Annotated in this window: 16 protein-coding genes; 9 read left to right on the top strand and 7 right to left on the bottom strand. The window is 63.2% G+C overall.

Going from position 1 to position 17,319, the window contains the following annotated elements:
* Nucleotides 1-70 precede the first annotated feature (70 nt).
* From ftsX to ftsY, 3 genes are read right to left on the bottom strand one after another with little or no spacing between them, the layout of a single operon-like run.
* Complete coding sequence (gene ftsX / locus AAZU54_RS24780; RefSeq protein ID WP_312152797.1) at nt 71-1,096, bottom strand: permease-like cell division protein FtsX; 1,026 nt, start codon at nt 1,094-1,096, stop codon at nt 71-73.
* Nucleotides 1,093-1,764 (bottom strand): cell division ATP-binding protein FtsE, encoded by a 672-nt coding sequence (gene ftsE, locus AAZU54_RS24785; RefSeq protein WP_186556547.1) that lies wholly within the window; start codon nt 1,762-1,764, stop codon nt 1,093-1,095. The genes ftsX and ftsE overlap by 4 nt, the downstream gene beginning before the upstream one ends.
* Nucleotides 1,761-3,332 (bottom strand): signal recognition particle-docking protein FtsY, encoded by a 1,572-nt coding sequence (gene ftsY / locus AAZU54_RS24790; protein ID WP_434727790.1) that lies wholly within the window; start codon nt 3,330-3,332, stop codon nt 1,761-1,763. The genes ftsE and ftsY overlap by 4 nt, the downstream gene beginning before the upstream one ends.
* A 232-nt stretch (nt 3,333-3,564) precedes the next feature.
* Between ftsY and AAZU54_RS24795 the strand changes: the two genes are divergently transcribed.
* The 4 genes from AAZU54_RS24795 to AAZU54_RS24810 all read left to right on the top strand — a co-directional run bounded on the left by AAZU54_RS24795 (nt 3,565) and on the right by AAZU54_RS24810 (nt 8,078).
* Nucleotides 3,565-4,920: a M16 family metallopeptidase gene (locus tag AAZU54_RS24795; RefSeq protein WP_186556545.1), complete on the top strand. Its 1,356-nt coding sequence runs from the start codon at nt 3,565-3,567 to the stop codon at nt 4,918-4,920.
* Nucleotides 4,913-6,409 carry a M16 family metallopeptidase gene (locus AAZU54_RS24800; RefSeq protein WP_186556544.1) on the top strand — a complete coding sequence of 499 codons (1,497 nt, stop codon included), beginning with the start codon at nt 4,913-4,915 and terminating at the stop codon, nt 6,407-6,409. Before AAZU54_RS24795 ends, AAZU54_RS24800 begins: the two co-directional genes overlap by 8 nt.
* Entirely contained in the window at nt 6,409-7,011 is a 603-nt protein-coding gene (rsmD, locus tag AAZU54_RS24805; RefSeq protein WP_264235700.1) for a 16S rRNA (guanine(966)-N(2))-methyltransferase RsmD, read from the top strand. Before AAZU54_RS24800 ends, rsmD begins: the two co-directional genes overlap by 1 nt.
* A gap of 74 nt (nt 7,012-7,085) precedes the next feature.
* Nucleotides 7,086-8,078, top strand: coding sequence for a hydrolase (locus AAZU54_RS24810; RefSeq protein ID WP_186556542.1), 993 nt, complete (start codon nt 7,086-7,088; stop codon nt 8,076-8,078).
* A 37-nt stretch (nt 8,079-8,115) separates the two neighbouring features.
* On the opposite strand, the gene AAZU54_RS24815 is transcribed toward AAZU54_RS24810, so the two are convergent.
* Together AAZU54_RS24815 and AAZU54_RS24820 are read right to left on the bottom strand one after the other, a co-directional pair.
* Nucleotides 8,116-8,970: a sulfurtransferase gene (locus tag AAZU54_RS24815; protein ID WP_186556541.1), complete on the bottom strand. Its 855-nt coding sequence runs from the start codon at nt 8,968-8,970 to the stop codon at nt 8,116-8,118.
* A gap of 35 nt (nt 8,971-9,005) precedes the next feature.
* Nucleotides 9,006-9,671 (bottom strand): TetR/AcrR family transcriptional regulator, encoded by a 666-nt coding sequence (locus AAZU54_RS24820; RefSeq protein ID WP_186556540.1) that lies wholly within the window; start codon nt 9,669-9,671, stop codon nt 9,006-9,008.
* A 147-nt stretch (nt 9,672-9,818) separates the two neighbouring features.
* On the opposite strand from AAZU54_RS24820, the gene AAZU54_RS24825 reads away from it, so the two are divergent.
* The 4 genes from AAZU54_RS24825 (at nt 9,819) to ggt (ending at nt 13,992) form a co-directional block, all read left to right on the top strand.
* Entirely contained in the window at nt 9,819-11,249 is a 1,431-nt protein-coding gene (locus AAZU54_RS24825) for a coniferyl aldehyde dehydrogenase (protein WP_434727791.1), read from the top strand.
* Nucleotides 11,250-11,469: 220 nt separating this feature from the next.
* Complete coding sequence (gene coaD, locus AAZU54_RS24830; protein ID WP_186556538.1) at nt 11,470-11,949, top strand: pantetheine-phosphate adenylyltransferase; 480 nt, start codon at nt 11,470-11,472, stop codon at nt 11,947-11,949.
* A gap of 109 nt (nt 11,950-12,058) precedes the next feature.
* Nucleotides 12,059-12,310, top strand: a complete 252-nt coding sequence (locus AAZU54_RS24835; RefSeq protein WP_011531711.1) for a YfhL family 4Fe-4S dicluster ferredoxin — start codon at nt 12,059-12,061, stop codon at nt 12,308-12,310.
* Complete coding sequence (gene ggt / locus AAZU54_RS24840) at nt 12,310-13,992, top strand: gamma-glutamyltransferase (RefSeq protein ID WP_434727792.1); 1,683 nt, start codon at nt 12,310-12,312, stop codon at nt 13,990-13,992. Before AAZU54_RS24835 ends, ggt begins: the two co-directional genes overlap by 1 nt.
* Before the next feature lie 144 nt (nt 13,993-14,136).
* Here ggt and mutM read toward each other — a convergent pair whose 3' ends face one another.
* Nucleotides 14,137-14,949: a bifunctional DNA-formamidopyrimidine glycosylase/DNA-(apurinic or apyrimidinic site) lyase gene (gene mutM / locus AAZU54_RS24845; RefSeq protein WP_186556536.1), complete on the bottom strand. Its 813-nt coding sequence runs from the start codon at nt 14,947-14,949 to the stop codon at nt 14,137-14,139.
* Between the two features lie 3 nt (nt 14,950-14,952).
* Nucleotides 14,953-15,771 (bottom strand): HDOD domain-containing protein, encoded by an 819-nt coding sequence (locus AAZU54_RS24850; protein WP_186556609.1) that lies wholly within the window; start codon nt 15,769-15,771, stop codon nt 14,953-14,955.
* 293 nt (nt 15,772-16,064) lie between these two features.
* Here AAZU54_RS24850 and AAZU54_RS24855 point away from each other — a divergent pair, with 293 nt between their 5' ends.
* Entirely contained in the window at nt 16,065-17,261 is a 1,197-nt protein-coding gene (locus AAZU54_RS24855; protein WP_312155971.1) for a class I SAM-dependent rRNA methyltransferase, read from the top strand.
* The last annotated feature ends 58 nt before the right edge of the window (nt 17,262-17,319 follow it).

Raw genomic sequence — 17,319 nt, forward strand, 5'->3', positions numbered from 1 at the left:
GCCAACATTGACCGGGAACCGCGAAACAAGTTCCCAGAACGGTAAGAAAGTCAATGCTGGCGCAAAAACATTATCGTGGGGCCAGCTCATTCAAGTGGCGGGCCACCGCAATCCATGCACCGATATACCCTAACAACACTGCACCAATCAAGAGCGACAGACCATCGGACGCTGGCACTCCGCCAAGTGCGAAATCACTACCATACAGGCCAGAAAGGCCGACTACCGCGTCGTTGAGCCAGTCCAGCCCGAACGCCAGGATGCCCCAGGCCAACAGCCCGGCACCCAGTCCATACAGCGCCCCCATGTACAGGAAAGGCCGGCGCACGTAGCTGTCCGTGCCGCCTACCAGCTTGATCACTTCGATCTCGACACGGCGGTTTTCAATATGTAGACGAATTGTGTTACCGATTACTAACAGCAAGGCAGAAATCAGCATCACAGCCAGGCCGAAGACGAACCGGTCGCCCAGCTTGAGAATCGCCGCCAGACGCTCGACCCAGACCAGGTCGAGCTGCGCCACTTCAACCCGTGGCAGCTCCGAAAGGCGCTGACGCAGGGCTTCCAAAGCGGGCTTGTCGACTTCGGTCGGGGTCACCACGACGACACCCGGCAACGGGTTGTCCGGCAACTCACGCAGTGCTTCGCCCAGGCCGGACTGTTGCTGGAACTCTTCCAAGGCCTGCTCGCGGCTGACGTATTGGGCATCGGCCACCCCGGGCATGCCCTTGATTTCATCGCGCAGCGCCTCACCTTCGCGGCTACCGGCATCAAGCTTCAGGTACAGCGAAATCTGTGCAGCACGCTGCCAGGAACCGCCCAGTTGCTCGACATTCTTCAGCAGCAGCGACAGGCCCATCGGCATGCTCAAGGCCACAGCCATCACCAGGCAGGTGAAGAAACTACCGATAGGCTGCTTGCCCAGTCGGCGCAGGCTGTCGGCCATGCTCGCCCGGTGGCTTTCCAGCCAGGCATTGAACAGGGTGCGAAAATCCGGGCCGTCGTCATCGTGGCCGCCGCGCTTCTTGCTCGGCTGCGGATCAGCAGGCTTGGGCGCAACGCGCTCGGAAACCTTTGGTGTACGTGTGGTGCTCATTGCCCGGCCTCCCCATCGCCGATCAGACGGCCGCGTTGCAGGGTCAACATGCGGTGACGCATGCGCGCGATCAGGGCCAGGTCGTGACTGGCGATCAATACCGTGGTGCCCAGGCGATTGATGTCCTCGAACACGCCCATGATCTCCGCCGCCAGGCGTGGATCGAGGTTACCGGTCGGTTCGTCAGCCAGCAGCAAAGCTGGCTGATGGACGATGGCGCGAGCAATACCGACCCGCTGCTGCTGGCCAGTGGACAAGTCTGCCGGGAACAGCTCGCCTTTGTCACTCAACGACACGCGCTCGAGCGCCGAATCCACACGCTTGGCGATCTCGGCCTTGGACAAGCCGAGAATCTGCAGCGGCAGGGCGATGTTGTTGAATACCGTGCGATCGAACAGCAATTGGTGGTTCTGGAACACCACGCCGATCTGCCGACGCAGGAACGGGATCTGCGAATTGCTGATCTGTCCAAGGTCTTGCCCTGCCAGCAGCAGCTTGCCGCTGGTCGGACGCTCCATGGCCAGCAGCAGGCGCAGCAAGGTGCTCTTACCGGCGCCAGAGTGGCCGGTGACGAACAGGAACTCGCCCCGGCGCGCGCGGAAACTCAGTTCATGCAGGCCGACGTGGCCATTAGGGTAGCGCTTGGCAACCTGTTCGAATCGAATCATGAATGCTCCCGCTCGGCAAACAGGGCTTTGACGAAAGGCTCGGCCTCGAAGGTGCGCAGATCGTCGATGCCTTCACCGACGCCAATGAAGCGAATCGGCAGCTTGAACTGCTTGGCCAGGGCGAAGATCACCCCGCCCTTGGCGGTGCCGTCCAGCTTGGTCAGGGCCAGGCCGGTGAGCTCGACACTCTGGTTGAAGTACTTGGCCTGGCTGATAGCGTTCTGGCCGGTACCGGCATCGAGCACCAGCAGCACTTCGTGCGGCGCGTCGGCATCAAGCTTGGCAATGACCCGGCGGACCTTCTTCAGCTCTTCCATCAGGTTGTCTTTGGTATGCAGACGACCGGCGGTATCAGCGATCAGTACATCCGCGCCACGGGCCTTGGCGGCCTGCACGGCGTCGAAGATCACCGAGGCCGAATCGGCACCGGTGTGCTGGGCGATGACCGGAATCTGGTTACGCTCACCCCAGACCTGCAACTGCTCGACAGCCGCGGCGCGGAAGGTGTCACCGGCGGCCAGCATGACTTTCTTGCCATCGAGCTGCAGCTTCTTGGCCAGCTTGCCGATGGTAGTGGTCTTGCCGGCGCCGTTCACGCCGACCACGAGGATCACATAGGGCTTGTTTTGCGCTTCGACCTTCAGCGGCTGCTCGACCGGGCGCAGCAACGCGGCCAGTTCTTCCTGCAGCGACTTGTACAACGCGTCAGCGTCAGCCAGCTGTTTACGGGCAACCTTCTGGGTCAGGTTCTGGACGATGGTCGAGGTGGCCTCAACCCCAACGTCAGCGGTCAGCAGGCGGGTCTCGATCTCGTCGAGCAGGTCGTCGTCGATGACTTTCTTGCCCAGGAACAGGCTGGCCATGCCTTCGCCGATGCTGGCACTGGTCTTCGACAGGCCTTGTTTGAGGCGAGCGAAGAAGCCGAGCTTGGACTGCTCATTGGCAACCCCCGCTGGGGCCTGCTCAGGTTCAGGCTCGGCGACGATCGGCGCGGCTTCCACAGCGGGCGTTGGCTGCGCTTGGAGCACTGGCGCCACGACAACCGGCTCTGGCTCAGCTACGGCAGCAGTAGCAACAACAGGCTCGACAGGCTGCGGCTCGATGACCGGAGCCACGGCGACAGCTTCAGGCTGCAGCGCAGCGGGCTCGGGCGCCTGCACCACCGGGGCCACAGGTTCGACAGCCGGGCGCAGCGGGATCGCCGGGGGCTCCATAGGCTCAAGGTCAGGAACCAGCGCCACAGGCTCTTCGGCCACCGGCAAAACCAGCGAGCTGACAGGGGTGTGAGCCGGCTCGGCAGTCGGCGTCACGGTCGCGGCCACAGGGTTCTGTGGTGGCTGCTCGATTTCTGCCGCTGGCGAGCTCTGCACAGGGGCAGGCTCGGGCTGCGTCACCTGCGCGTCCAGAGCAGGCTGCTCAACGGGCACAATCGGCTCGGCAGCCTCAGGCTCAGGCGTTTGCGGCTGTTCGGCGACAGGTTGCTGCGGTTTCTTGCGGAACCAGCCGAACAGGCCTTTCTTCTCGCCAGCCTCGGCCGGCGCTTTTTTGTCGTCGTTGGAACCAAACATGGAAGACGGCTATCTCAGGGTAGCGATGGGCCATTAGCGGCGCATCTGGAATTCTCTATCACGCAGAACAGACTATCTTGAATCCGGCTGGTTCATGCGCAACGTTTTGTCGTAGGTCCTGCGGGCCAGAACGGCGACAGGCATGGTCGCCAGGCAACCGGATCAGTATCCTAGCACCTCCTGGCCCGCCGACGCTAAACCGAAGCGGGCCGCCGTACAGGTTAATCAACGTATGAATGCTCTAGCCCGCCGTGCCGCTGGCCTGTTGCTCAGCACGCTCTGCCTGCCGCTGGCAGCCCTCGCCGCCGATCCGCAACCGACCCACGAGTTCATCCTCGACAACGGCCTGAAAGTGGTCGTGCGCGAAGACCATCGCGCGCCAGTGGTGGTCTCGCAGATCTGGTACAAGGTCGGTTCCAGCTACGAGACCCCGGGCCAGACCGGTCTGTCGCATGCCCTCGAACACATGATGTTCAAAGGCAGCGCCAAGCTTGGCCCTGGTGAAGCCTCGCGCATCCTGCGTGATCTGGGCGCGGAAGAAAACGCCTTCACCAGCGACGACTACACCGCTTATTACCAGGTTCTGGCCCGAGATCGGCTGCCGGTCGCCCTGGAGCTTGAGGCCGACCGCCTGGCCAGCCTGCGTCTTCCGGCCGACGAATTCAGCCGCGAGATCGAGGTCATCAAGGAAGAGCGCCGCCTGCGCACAGACGACCAGCCCAATGCCAAGGCGTTCGAGCTGTTCAGCGCCATGGCCTACCCGGCCAGCGGCTACCACACCCCAACCATCGGCTGGATGGCCGACCTGGACCGCATGAAGGTCGAGGAGCTGCGCCACTGGTACGAGTCCTGGTACGCGCCGAACAACGCCACCCTGGTGGTGGTCGGCGATGTCACCGTCGATGAGGTCAAGGGCCTGGCGCAAAAGTACTTCGGTGCCATTCCCAAGCGCACGGTGCCGCCTTCCAAGCTGCCGCTGGAATTGGCCGAGCCTGGCCTGCGCCAACTCACCCTGCATGTGCGCACCCAGCTGCCGAACCTGATCTACGGCTTCAACGTGCCGGGCCTGGCCACTGCCAAGGACCCACGTAGCGTGCACGCCCTGCGCCTGATCTCGGCGCTGCTCGACGGCGGCTACAGCGCACGCATGCCCGCGCGCCTGGAGCGCGGCCAGGAACTGGTGGCCGGCGCATCCTCCGGTTACGACGCCTTCACCCGCGGCGACAGCCTGTTCCTGATCTCGGCCACGCCAAACGTGCAAAAGCAGAAAACCCTGGCGGATGTGGAAAAAGGCATCTGGCAGCTGCTCGACGAGCTCAAGACCACCCCGCCGACCGCCGAAGAGCTCGAGCGCGTGCGCGCCCAGGTCATCGCCGGGCTGGTGTATGACCGCGATTCCATCAGCAGCCAGGCCACCACCATTGGCCAGCTGGAAACCGTGGGCCTGTCCTGGAAGCTGATCGACAGCGAACTGGATGAGCTCAAGCGCGTGACCCCGCAGGACATCCAGGACGCCGCCCGCACCTATTTCACCCGCGAACGCCTGAGCGTTGCCCATGTACTGCCCGAGGAGTCCGCTCATGAGTGATCGCAGCGCCCCACGCTATACCCTGATCGGCCTGGGCATCATCGCGCTGGTAGTGGCCGCAGCCTTGCTGTTGGCCCGCCCTGCCCAATCGGACAACGCGGGCAAGGCCGACAGCGCTGCCGCCCGCCCGACCAATACCCTGCAATCGCTGGCCGAGCTGGACGGCAAGACGCCCAGCCGACGCGAGCTGAACATCCAGAACTGGACCACCGCCGAAGGCGCGCGGGTGCTGTTCGTCGAGGCCCGTGAGTTGCCGATGTTCGACCTGCGCGTGACCTTCGCCGCCGGTAGCAGCCAGGATGGCGACGTCCCTGGCCTGGCCACCTTGACCAACGCCATGCTCAACGAAGGGGTCGCCGGCAAGGACGTGACCGCCATCGCCGAAGGCTTCGAAGGCCTGGGCGCGGACTTTGGCAACGGCTCCTACCGGGACATGGCGGTCGCTACCCTGCGCAGCCTCAGCGCCCCGGACAAACGTGAACCGGCACTGAAACTGTTCGCTGAAGTCGCCGGTAAGCCGACCTTCCCTACCGACGCCCTCAAGCGTATCCAGAACCAGCTTTTGGCCGGTTTCGAGTACGAAAAGCAGAACCCAGGCAAGATCGCTGGCAAGGCGCTGTTCGCCAACCTGTATGGCAGCCACCCTTACGCGCACCCGAGCGACGGCACCGCCCAGAGCATCCCTGGGATCACTCAGCAACAGCTGCGCGACTTCCATGCCAAGGCCTATGCCGCAGGCAATGCGGTGATCGCCTTGGTCGGCGACCTGAGCCGTAGCGAAGCCGAAGCCATCGCCGCTCAAGTCTCCGCCGCGCTGCCTAAAGGTGCCGCCCTGGCCAAACCAGCCGAGCCGAGCGAGCCCAAGGCCGGCGTCACCCATATCGACTTCCCGTCCAAGCAGACCCACCTGATGCTCGCCGAGCTGGGTATCGACCGCCAGGATCCAGACTGGGCTGCGCTGTCGCTGGGCAACCAGATCCTCGGTGGCGGTGCTTTTGGCACCCGGCTGATGAGCGAAGTGCGGGAAAAACGCGGCCTGACGTACGGCGTCTACTCGGTGTTCAGCCCGATGCAGGTGCGCGGCCCGTTCATGATCAACTTGCAAACCCGCGCCGAACTGAGCGAAGGCACCCTCAAGCTGGTGCAGGATATCCTCGCCGACTACCTCAGCAATGGCCCCACCCAGCAAGAGCTGGACGACGCCAAGCGCGAACTGGCCGGCAGCTTCCCGCTGTCCAATGCCAGCAACGCCAGTATCGTCGGCCAGCTGGGCGCGATCGGCTTCTACAACCTGCCGCTGACCTGGCTCGAAGACTTCATGCAGCAGTCGCAGAGCCTGACCGTCGAGCAGGTCAAGGCAGCCATGAACAAACACCTGGCGGCGGACAAACTGGTGATCGTCACGGTTGGCCCGAAAGTGCCGCAAAAACCACTGCCACCGCCTACTGACAAACCCGCCGAGCAGCCGCTTGGCGTACCGGAGCATTAATGGCCAAGCCATCCACCCCCGCTCGCGCCGCCCAGGGCGCGAGCCAAGGCCAGGGCCACCTGCGCATCATCGCTGGCGAGTGGCGTAGCCGTCGCCTGGCGGTGCCTGCGGGCCCAGGCCTGCGCCCAACCCCTGATCGCGTGCGCGAAACCGTGTTCAACTGGCTCGCCCCCTACATCGAGGGCGCCCAGGTGCTCGACGCTTTCACCGGCAGTGGCGCCCTGGTCCTTGAAGCGTTGTCTCGCGGCGCCGAAGATGCCGTGGCACTGGACAGCAACCCGGCAGCCATCAGCAACCTCAAGGACAACCTGGAACTGCTGCGCTGCCCACGCGGGCAGATCTTGCAGACCGATGCCCTGCGCTATCTGGACGGCGAGGCGAAAAAGCAGTTCGACGTGGTGTTCCTCGACCCACCGTTTCACCAGGACCTGCTGGCCAACACCTGCAACCTGCTCGAACAGCATCAGTGGCTACGTGAGCGCGCCTGGATCTACACAGAAAGCGAAGCCGCGCCATCCTCGCTGCAGATGCCAGCCAACTGGCGCCTGCACCGCGAGAAGAAAACCGGCCAGGTGCATTACGCGTTGTGGCAACGGGGCTGATTGCCGACCAATAGCGTAGGTACAGTGGCGGTGTTCCATGGCACTCTAGGCAGGCACACAAAGAGTCGCCCAGCATGCCCAGCCTCACCGCCACGTTCCGCCCGGCCACCGGGATTTCCAACCCCCACCTGCAAACCTTGTGGGGGCCGCTCTGGCGCAAGATGCCCGAATTGCAGCGCAGCCGAGAGCGGCTCTGGCTGGCCGATGGCGACTTCCTCGACCTCGACTGGCACGGCCCGCATCAGCATGACGCACCGCTGGTGCTGGTGCTCCACGGCCTGACCGGCTCATCCAACTCACCCTACGTCAAAGGCTTGCAGCAAGCCTTGCTGGCGCGTGGCTGGGCCAGTGTCGCGGTGAACTGGCGTGGCTGCTCGGGCGAGCCGAACCTGCTGGCCCGCAGTTATCACTCCGGCGCCAGCGAAGACCTCGCCGAAGCCATCAGCCATCTGCGTGCCCAGCGGCCACTGGCGCCGCTGTATGCAGTTGGCTATTCACTGGGCGGCAATGTGTTGCTCAAGTATCTGGGTGAAAGCGGCTCGGCCAGCCAACTGCAGGCAGCGGTAGCGGTGTCGGTGCCGTTTCGTCTGGACGAGTGTGCCGACCGCATCGGTCAGGGCTTTTCCAAGGTCTACCAGGCGCACTTCATGCGTGAAATGCTCGCCTACGTGCAGCACAAGGAGCGGCATTTGCGCGCTAACGGCCACCAGGAAGGGGTGGCGGCGCTGGAGCGCCTCGGCACTCTGCGCAATTTGCGCACGTTCTGGGATTTCGATGGCAAGGTGACCGCGCCGCTCAACGGCTTTAGCGATGCGCACGATTACTATCGGCGCTCATCGAGCCGCTATTACCTGGGCGAAAATCGCACGCCGACCCTGATCATTCACTCCAGCGACGACCCGTTCGTGTTCAGCCACAGCTTGCCCACGGCGGACGAGCTGGCGCCGCAGACGCACTTCGAGCTGCACAGCCGTGGTGGGCATGTCGGGTTTGTCGATGGCAGCCTGCGCAATCCGGGGTATTACCTGGAGCGACGGATTCCGCAGTGGCTGGTAGAGGGAGGCTGAGCCCGAATCGTTGGCCAGCCTCCACTTGAAGTCAGGTTCAGTCGCCTGTCGCAACCCCATGTTGCGGATCATTGATCCACTCGCTCCACGACCCCGCATACAGCCTGCCTAGCGGATACCCCGCCAATGCCAAGGCGAATAGGTTGTGACAAGCTGTCACCCCTGACCCGCAATACGCCACCAACTGCTCGGGCGCACGTCCCGCCAGCTTCTCGTCAAAGCGCTGCTTGAGCTGATCAGCAGGTAAAAAGCGCCCATCTGCGCCCAGATTGTCAGTAAATGCAGCGCATTGAGCGCCCGGAATATGCCCAGCCACCGGATCGATCGGTTCGACTTCACCGCGAAAACGCGGCAGACCGCGGGCATCGATCAGGGTCAACTCTGGTTTTTTCAGCGTCTTGGCCAGCTGTTCGGCATCGATCAACAGGTGCATGTCTGGCTCGCCGCTGAAGGTGCCTTCGCGCTTGGGTGCAGGATCCAGACTCAACGGTAGGTGCGCCGCGTGCCAGGCCTTGAGGCCGCCATCGAGAATCGATACCCCGTCGCGCTTACCCAGCCACGCCAGCAACCACCAGGCACGGGCCGCAAAGGCGCCGGGACCATCGTCATACAGCACCACCTGGCTGTCGTTATCCACACCCCACTCGCGCAAGCGCTCGACTAGGCGCTGCGGCTCGGGCAGTGGATGACGACCGGTCACGCCCTTGACCACCTTGCCACTCAAGTCCCGTTCCAGATCAGCAAAATGCGCCCCGGCGATATGTCCCTCGGCATAGCTGCGTTGGCCGTAGTCCACGTCTTCCAGGGCGAAACGACAATCGAGGATCACCAGTTTGGGCGAGTCGAGTTGCTCGGCCAGCTGTTGCGGGGTGATCAATTGCGCAAGGGGCATGACAATCTCCTGATCAATGGCACGAAAGCCCTGGCTCACTGCTCCAGGGCTTGGTTGAACGGTATGTGGAATTCCTGGCACAGCGCGTCCACGGCAGTGCGGGCGTCAGCGGTGACGAAGCCGAGCTCCAGTACCAGCACCTGATAGACGCCGCGCTTGAAGGCTTCTTCACCCAAGTGCGCGGTATGTTCGCGAGTGGTACTGAGAAACCGTACCCAAGAGGTCAGCACAATCCAGGCGTTGATGGTCAGCGACTCAATCTGCGCAGGCTCCATGGCCAGAATCCCGGCATCGACGAAACCACGGTAGATCGCTTGGCCCTGCTGCAGGCAGCGTTGGGAAAAACGTCGATAGCGCGCAGCCAGCTCCAGGTCGCTTTCAAGCAGGTGCTCAAGATCACGGTGCAGAAAGCGAAAATTCCACATCGCGGCCAGCAAGGCCTTGAGATAGAAGCGCTTGTCCTCAACCGTCGCGGCGCGGCCCTGGGGCGGTCGCAGGAAACTGTCGACCAGCTCTTCGTACTGGCTGAACAGCACGGCGATAATCGCCTGCTTGTTAGGGAAGTGGTAATACAGGTTGCCGGGAGAAATCTCCATGTACGCGGCAATGTGATTGGTGCTGACGCTACGTTCGCCCTGTTGGTTGAACAGCTCCAGGCTGTTCTGCACGATGCGCTCACGGGTCTTGATGCGCGGGGCCATGCTCAGCTCCAGTCTGCAGGCTTGTAGATAGCTGCATCTTACGGTTAATCGCGACCAAGATGCACCGTTGCAGCAGGGGGAAAAACTCCAGCCAAGCGCCGCTTTAGAGTATAGGCTCTAGGGGTTGTGCAGCCTCTTGGAGCTCCCATGACTTCGTCTTTTTCCCTGCCCCCTGTGCATTCGGACCTCGACCTGCAGGCGTTGTTCGCCAGCCAGCGACAGGCGTTCGCCAGCCACCCGATGCCACCCGCAGCCCAGCGCCGACAATGGCTGAAAAGCCTGCGCGAAGCGTTGTTGGCGGACCAAGATGCACTGATCGAAGCGATTGACGCCGACTTCGATGGACGCAGCGCCGATGAAACCTTGCTTGCTGAGCTGTTGCCGTCGGTGCAGGGCCTGCGCCATGCCGAGCAACGCCTGCAGCGCTGGATGAAGCCCGCGCGGCGCAAAGTCGGCCTGGCATTCCAGCCAGCGACCGGGCGCGTGCTGTACCAGCCGTTGGGCGTGGTAGGGATTATCGTCCCGTGGAACTACCCGCTGTTTCTCGCCATCGGCCCGCTGACCTGCGCCCTGGCGGCCGGCAACCGGGTGATGCTCAAGCTCAGCGAAGCCACGCCGGCCAGTGCCGCGGCGCTCAAAGCGCTGCTGGAGCGGGTATTTCCCGCTGATCTGGTCAGTGTCGTGCTCGGCGAGGTGGAAGTTGGCCAGGCCTTCGCCCGCCTGCCTTTCGATCACCTGCTGTTCACCGGTGCCACCAGCATCGGCCGCCAGGTGATGCTGGCCGCCGCGCACAACCTGACGCCGGTAACCCTGGAGCTGGGCGGTAAATCACCCGCTATCGTCTCGCCCAGCGCAGCGCTGGACGGCGCCGCCGAGCGCATCGCCTTTGGCAAGACCCTCAACGCCGGGCAAACCTGTGTCGCGCCCGACTATGTGCTGGTGCCTCGCGACCACTTAGGTGCATTCGCCGAGGCCTATCGACGTGCGGTCCGGCGCCTGTACCCAAGCATTGCCGACAACCGCGACTACAGCGCGATCATCAACCCGCGCCAGCTGCAGCGCCTTGAGCGGCTACTGGCCGATGCCAGCGACAAGGGCGCGCAGGTGCTCGACCTGTACCCCGAAGAAACGCGCCAGGGTCGGCGCCTGCCCCCGCATTTGCTGTTCGATGTGAACGATGACATGCAGGTGATGCAGGACGAAATTTTCGGCCCATTACTGCCGCTAGTGCCTTATGACCGTCTTGAGGACGCCTTGGCCTACATCAACCAGCGTCCCAGACCACTGGCGCTCTACTATTTTGGCTACAACCGGGCCGAGCAGGACTACGTGGTGCATCACACCCACTCCGGCGGAGTGTGCCTGAATGACACCCTGCTGCATGTTGCCCAGGATGATCTGCCATTTGGCGGCATCGGCCCATCCGGCATGGGCCACTACCATGGCCAGGATGGTTTTCTGACCTTCAGCAAGGCCAAGGCCGTGCTGGCCAAGCAAAGGCTCAACGCGGCGCGATTGATCTATCCGCCGTATGGCAGGGCGTTGCAGCGCCTGGTCTACAAGTTGTTCATCCGCTGAGCCTGAACTGGGCCGATCGCGGGGCAAGCCCGCTCCCACGAATCGTGCGCCGATGGGCGTGGGAGCGGGCTTGCCCCGCGATTAGGCCAATACAGGCAAGCCACATGACAACCCATATCCGTACTGTCTATAGTGCCTTCGTCAGGCCGCACCGCTTGGCCGGGCGCAATCGCTGCGCTACCATCCGACTCCCCAACGCACTCCAAGCCAGGATGACGCGATGAACCGAGTGTTGTACCCGGGTACTTTCGACCCTATTACCAAGGGCCACGGCGACCTGGTCGAGCGCGCTTCGCGTCTGTTCGATCACGTGATCATCGCTGTGGCGGCCAGCCCCAAGAAAAATCCATTGTTCCCCCTGGAACAGCGGGTTGAGCTGGCCCGTGAGGTCACCAGGCACCTGCCCAATGTCGAAGTCATCGGCTTCTCCAGCCTGCTTGCGCATTTCGCCAAGGAGCAGAATGCCAATGTGTTCCTGCGTGGCCTGCGCGCGGTCTCGGATTTCGAGTACGAGTTCCAACTGGCGAACATGAATCGCCAGCTGGCACCGGACGTCGAGAGCCTGTTCCTGACGCCGTCGGAGCGCTATTCGTTCATTTCCTCGACCCTGGTCCGGGAAATTGCCGCATTGGGCGGTGACATCACCAAGTTCGTCCATCCGGTGGTGGCCGAGGCCCTGACCGAACGCTTCAAGAAGTGATCTACACGGCCTGACGTCGCGCCCGCGTGCACTGCGGGCGCGATTGCGGCACAATTGTGCCCATTAGGTCTGAAACATGCCCGGGCCCAGAGCCCCGGCCGGAGCCCCCATGTCCCTGATCATCACCGACGATTGCATCAACTGCGACGTCTGCGAACCCGAGTGCCCGAACGCCGCCATCTCCCAAGGCGAAGAGATCTACGTGATCGACCCAAACCTGTGCACCCAGTGCGTGGGCCATTACGACGAGCCGCAGTGTCAGCAGGTTTGTCCGGTCGACTGCATCCCCTTGGATGAAGCCCACCCGGAAACCGAAGACGAACTGATGGCCAAATACCGTCGGATCACCGGCAAAGCCTGATGCCGTTCGTCGGCGCGTTTCGCAGCGCAGCCCTGGGCGCCGTTCTGGCGCTGCTGGCAACTGCGGCCCACGCTCAAGGCCCTGGCCGCGCGGCAATCGCCAGCCCGCATGCGCAAGCCACTGCGGCGGCAGGCCAAATCCTTGCGCAAGGTGGTAACGCTTTCGATGCGGCAATTGCCGTCAGCGCTGCGCTGGCGGTGGTCGAACCCTATGGTTCGGGGCTTGGCGGCGGTGGTTTCTTCCTGCTGCGAGAAGCTGGGCAAACCCCGCGCTACCGCTTCCTCGACGCCCGCGAGCGCGCCCCTGGCGGCGCAACCGAGGACATGTACCTCAAGCAGGGCAAAGTCAGCCCGGGGCTTTCGATCAATGGCGCGTTGGCCGCAGCCATTCCCGGCCTGCCTCAAGCCCTGGCCGAACTCGCTGCCACTCACGGCAAGCTGCCGCTCAAGGACAGCCTTGCCCCAGCCATTCGCCTGGCGAACCAGGGCTTTACCGTGGACCGCATCTATCGCGACCGCGCCACCATGCGCCTGAGTGCGCTGCGTGACGATCCTGAAAGCGCACGGTTATTTCTGCTTAACAACCAAGTCCCGCCGCTGGGCGCGGTCATCCGCCAGCCAGAGCTGGCCCACACCCTGCAACGCATAGCCGATGACGGCCGTGATGGCTTCTACCGAGGCGTGCTGGCCGAACAGTTGGTAGATGGAATCCGCGAGGCGGGCGGTATCTGGACCCTCGATGACCTGGCCAACTACCGCACCGTCTGGCGCGAGCCGTTGCGTTTCAACCTGGCCAACCAACGCCAATTGATCAGCAGCCCACCGCCCTCGGCAGGTGGCGTGGCCTTGGCGCAAAGCCTGGCGATGCTCCAGCGCCTGCCCTGGCAAAGCGCCGAGCCGGCCCAGCGCAGCCATTACGTGATTGAAGTGCTGCGCCGGGCCTATCGAGATCGTGGACTACTGGGCGACCCGGATTACGTCAGCAACCCGATCAATCGCCTGCTGGCGCGCAACTACCTGACCGGGCTTGCCGACAGCATCGACGTTTACCAGGCCACGCCCAGCAGCACCTTGGCCCCCGCACCGGCATGGCGCGAAGGCGACCACACCACGCACTTTGCGGTGATCGACGCCGACGGCAATGCAGTGTCAGCCACCCTTTCGGTCAACTTGCCATTCGGCGCGGCCTTCACCGTGCCAGGCAGTGGCGTGGTGCTCAATAACGAAATGGACGACTTTGCCGCCGATCCGCACGGCAGCAACAGTTATGGGCTCGCTGGCAGCCAGGCCAATGCCGTGGCGGCGGGCAAGCGCCCCCTGTCGAGCATGAGCCCCACCTTTATCGAGAGCCCGACCCAGCTGGCCAGCTTCGGCACGCCGGGTGGTAGCCGGATTCCGAGCATGGTTCTGCTGTCGGTGATGGGTTTTCTTGAGGGCCGACCGGTGAGCGAATGGCCGGCGACGGCGCGGTATCACCACCAGTATCTGCCGGACGTGGTTGAGCATGAGCCGGGGACGTTCAGCGCTGTGCAAAAAGCTGAGCTGGAGGCTCGCGGGTATCGCCTGAAGGACCTGGGGCGTAGCTACGGCAACCAGCAGGTGCTGTATTGGGACAAGGCGGCGGGGACGCTAGAAGCGGCAAGTGATCCGCGCGGTGTGGGCGAAGCTGTGATCGCTCCTTAACCTGAAGCAGGCAAATCGCGGGGCAAGCCCGCTCCCACGCCGTCTCAGTATCGAAGAATGAGCTGCCCCCAGATGTTGGACACCCATCCATCATCTGGGGCGCAGCTCAGAACTGCGTGGGAGCGGGCTTGCCCCGCGATAGCGTCAGCGCTGACAACGCGGGCAATAGACGCTAGCGCGCTGCCCCAGCTTCAGCTCACGCAAAGGGGTACCGCACAGCTTGCACGGCATCCCACCGCGCCCATAGACAAACAGTTCCTGCTGGAAGTACCCCGGCTGCCCATCGCCACCGATGAAGTCGCGCAAGGTGGTACCACCGCGCTCGATGGCCGCCGCCAGCACCCGCTTGATCTCGATCGCCAGCTTCAAATAGCGCGCCCGGGAAATCCCACCCGCCTCACGCCGTGGATCGATCCCAGCGGCGAACAACGCCTCGGTCGCATAGATATTGCCCACGCCAACTACCACCGCGTTGTCCATGATGAACGGCTTGACCGCCATCGAGCGGCCCCGCGACAGCTGGAACAACCGATCACCATCGAACAGATCGGTCAGTGGTTCCGGCCCCAGCCGCAGCAGCAGCTCATGGTTCAGCGGATCGAGCGACCAAAGCATCGCGCCAAACCGACGCGGATCGGTGTAGCGCAGCGCCAGCCCTGACTCCAGCTCGATATCCACATGCTCGTGCCTGGCCGCGGGCAAGCCCAGCTCAACCAGGCGCAGGTTGCCCGACATACCCAGATGACTGATCAACGTCCCCACCTCGGCATTGATCAGCAGGTACTTGGCCCGCCGCTCCACCGTGACGATGCGCTGGCCGGACAGGCGCACATCCAGATCCTCCGGAATCGGCCAGCGCAAGCGCCGCTCACGCACCACCACGCGGCTGACCCGCTGGCCCTCCAGATACGGCGCAATACCGCGCCGGGTAGTCTCGACTTCGGGCAATTCAGGCATCGGTCAGTGCCCGCCCAGTTCGCGGATGGTCTGCTTGAGGTTTTCGAAGTCGTACTCCGACAAACCGATGTAGTCGAGCACCAGTGGGCCAACCACATTCCACTCATGGTCGACGTTCTGGTTGCCCAGCACCCGATAAGAGGCGCAGATGTGCTCGGCCATCTTCAACACCGCCAGCAGGTTCTTCAGCTGGGTCTGGGTATTGCGCGAGGACTCATCGCGGAACACCGCCAACGCATTGTGGTGGTTGGCGATCGCCGCACTGATGTGCTCTGGCAGGCGCCAGGACTTGGCGGTAAAGTAACCCACCACCGAATGGTTGGTGTTGAACACCCGGTTCTCGGTATCGACCACGCGGGTTTGTTCACTCGCCGTGGCATAGGCGTCTTCCAGCACGTCCATGTAATTGGGGAAGCGCTTGAGCATCAGCGGCACGCCGCAATCGTGGAACAGGCCCAAGGTGTAAGCCTCGTCTGCTGCCTGGATACCGGTGCGCTTGGCCAGGGTCAGGCAGGTCATCGCCACGTCCTGGGCAGTGTCCCAGAAGCGGTTGAGGGTGACGATGGTCTCGTCGCTCATTTCGCCCTTGATCGACTGGGCGTTGATCAGGTTGATGATCGAACGGCTGCCCAGCAGATTGACCGCCCGCTGGATCGAACCAATCTTGTTGGAAAGGCCGAAGTGCGGCGAATTCACCAGCTTGAGCAAGGCACCGGAGAGGCCCGGGTCCTGGGCGATCAGCTTGGCGATGGTTTCCAGATCCGGATCGGGCATGTACTGCTCGAACTGCAGGTCGACCATGATCTGCGGCTGCGGCGGAATGGTGATGCCTTGCAAGGCTTGTTGGATCTGTTCGGGGCTGAGTTCCTGGGACATTGGGCACACACTCGGTAAGGACATGGGATTCTAACCCTGTACTCCGGCAGGGCACCAATCACTGGATCGTTCGAACGGCGCTTAACTTTATACCTGAGATGTCCGCAGCGACCTGCGCGTGCTGTGAGTCTTGGCGTGATTGCGGCTAAACACGCGAACCCGCCCGCGCTTTGTCGCGCCCCACAGCGAAGCTGGGGCCAACACGTTATAATCCCGCTCTTTTTTCCCGGAGCGACGTCATGTCCCTGCCCAGCCTACGCCTCAAAGCCAATGCCGATCGCCGCCTGCGCGCCGGCCACCTGTGGGTCTACAGCAACGAAGTCGATGTCACCGCGACCCCGCTGCAAGGCCTGCAAGCCGGCCAACAGGCGATCCTCGAGGCAGCCAACGGCAAGCCACTGGGCATCGTCGCGCTGAGCCCGAACAACCTGATCTGTGCGCGCCTGCTGTCGCGCGACATCAAGCTGCCGCTGGACAAGTCGCTGCTGGTGCACCGCCTCAACGTGGCGCTGTCGCTGCGTGAACGGCTGTTCGACAAGCCGTGCTACCGCCTGGTCTATGGCGACTCCGACCTGCTGCCAGGCCTGGTGGTCGACCGCTTCTTCGACATCCTCGTGGTTCAGCTGGCCTCGGCGACCATGGAGCAGCACAAGGACGACGTGATCGCCGCCTTGGTCCAGGTACTCAAGCCAAGCGGCATCCTGTTCAAGAACGACTCCGCCGCCCGCGATGCCGAAGGCCTGCAGCGCTATGTCGAGACCGTCTACGGCGAAGTGCCGGATTGGGTCGCGCTGGAAGAGAACGGGGTGAAATTCGAAGCACCGGTACGTGAAGGACAAAAGACCGGCTGGTTCTACGACCACCGCATGAACCGCGCGCGCCTGGCGCCGTACGTCAACGGCAAGCGCGTGCTGGATCTGTTCAGCTACATCGGTGGCTGGGGTGTGCAGGCCGGCGCCTTCGGTGCCAGCGAAGTGTTCTGCGTCGATGCCTCCGGCTTCGCCCTCGATGGCGTCGAGCGCAACGCAGCGCTGAACGGCATCAGCGAGAAAGTCACCTGCATCGAAGGTGACGTGTTCGAGGCCCTACGCGAGCTGAAGGCCGCCGAAGAGCGCTTCGATGTGATCATCGCCGACCCACCCGCCTTCATCAAACGCAAGAAAGACCTGAAAAACGGCGAGGCCGCCTACCGCCGCCTCAACGAACAGGCCATGCGCATGCTGACCAAGGACGGCATTCTGGTCAGTGCCTCGTGCTCCATGCACCTGCCTGAAGATGACCTGAACAGCATCCTGCTGACCAGCGCCCGCCACCTGGACCGCAACATGCAGTTGCTGGAGCGCGGCGGCCAAGGCCCGGATCATCCGGTGCACCCGGCCATAGCTGAAACGCGCTACATCAAGAGCATCACTTGCCGGTTGCTGCCTAACAGCTGATCCAGGCCACGCCGCGTGAACGCGGCTGCGTGGGAGCGGGTGCGAGCGGGTATGTGGC

It is taken from the genome of Pseudomonas sp. Je.1.5.c (assembly GCF_051129895.1).
GTDB lineage: Bacteria > Pseudomonadota > Gammaproteobacteria > Pseudomonadales > Pseudomonadaceae > Aquipseudomonas > Aquipseudomonas urmiensis.

Bases quoted from the DNA above. Each gene is read 5' to 3' on its own strand.
- ftsX (WP_312152797.1), bottom strand. From the start codon at position 1,096: ATGAGCACCACACGTACACCAAAGGTTTCCGAGCGCGTTGCGCCCAAG.
- ftsE (WP_186556547.1), bottom strand. From the start codon at position 1,764: ATGATTCGATTCGAACAGGTTGCCAAGCGCTACCCTAATGGCCACGTC.
- ftsY (WP_434727790.1), bottom strand. From the start codon at position 3,332: ATGTTTGGTTCCAACGACGACAAAAAAGCGCCGGCCGAGGCTGGCGAG.
- AAZU54_RS24795 (WP_186556545.1), top strand. From the start codon at position 3,565: ATGAATGCTCTAGCCCGCCGTGCCGCTGGCCTGTTGCTCAGCACGCTC.
- AAZU54_RS24800 (WP_186556544.1), top strand. From the start codon at position 4,913: ATGAGTGATCGCAGCGCCCCACGCTATACCCTGATCGGCCTGGGCATC.
- rsmD (WP_264235700.1), top strand. From the start codon at position 6,409: ATGGCCAAGCCATCCACCCCCGCTCGCGCCGCCCAGGGCGCGAGCCAA.
- AAZU54_RS24810 (WP_186556542.1), top strand. From the start codon at position 7,086: ATGCCCAGCCTCACCGCCACGTTCCGCCCGGCCACCGGGATTTCCAAC.
- AAZU54_RS24815 (WP_186556541.1), bottom strand. From the start codon at position 8,970: ATGCCCCTTGCGCAATTGATCACCCCGCAACAGCTGGCCGAGCAACTC.
- AAZU54_RS24820 (WP_186556540.1), bottom strand. From the start codon at position 9,671: ATGGCCCCGCGCATCAAGACCCGTGAGCGCATCGTGCAGAACAGCCTG.
- AAZU54_RS24825 (WP_434727791.1), top strand. From the start codon at position 9,819: ATGACTTCGTCTTTTTCCCTGCCCCCTGTGCATTCGGACCTCGACCTG.
- coaD (WP_186556538.1), top strand. From the start codon at position 11,470: ATGAACCGAGTGTTGTACCCGGGTACTTTCGACCCTATTACCAAGGGC.
- AAZU54_RS24835 (WP_011531711.1), top strand. From the start codon at position 12,059: ATGTCCCTGATCATCACCGACGATTGCATCAACTGCGACGTCTGCGAA.
- ggt (WP_434727792.1), top strand. From the start codon at position 12,310: ATGCCGTTCGTCGGCGCGTTTCGCAGCGCAGCCCTGGGCGCCGTTCTG.
- mutM (WP_186556536.1), bottom strand. From the start codon at position 14,949: ATGCCTGAATTGCCCGAAGTCGAGACTACCCGGCGCGGTATTGCGCCG.
- AAZU54_RS24855 (WP_312155971.1), top strand. From the start codon at position 16,065: ATGTCCCTGCCCAGCCTACGCCTCAAAGCCAATGCCGATCGCCGCCTG.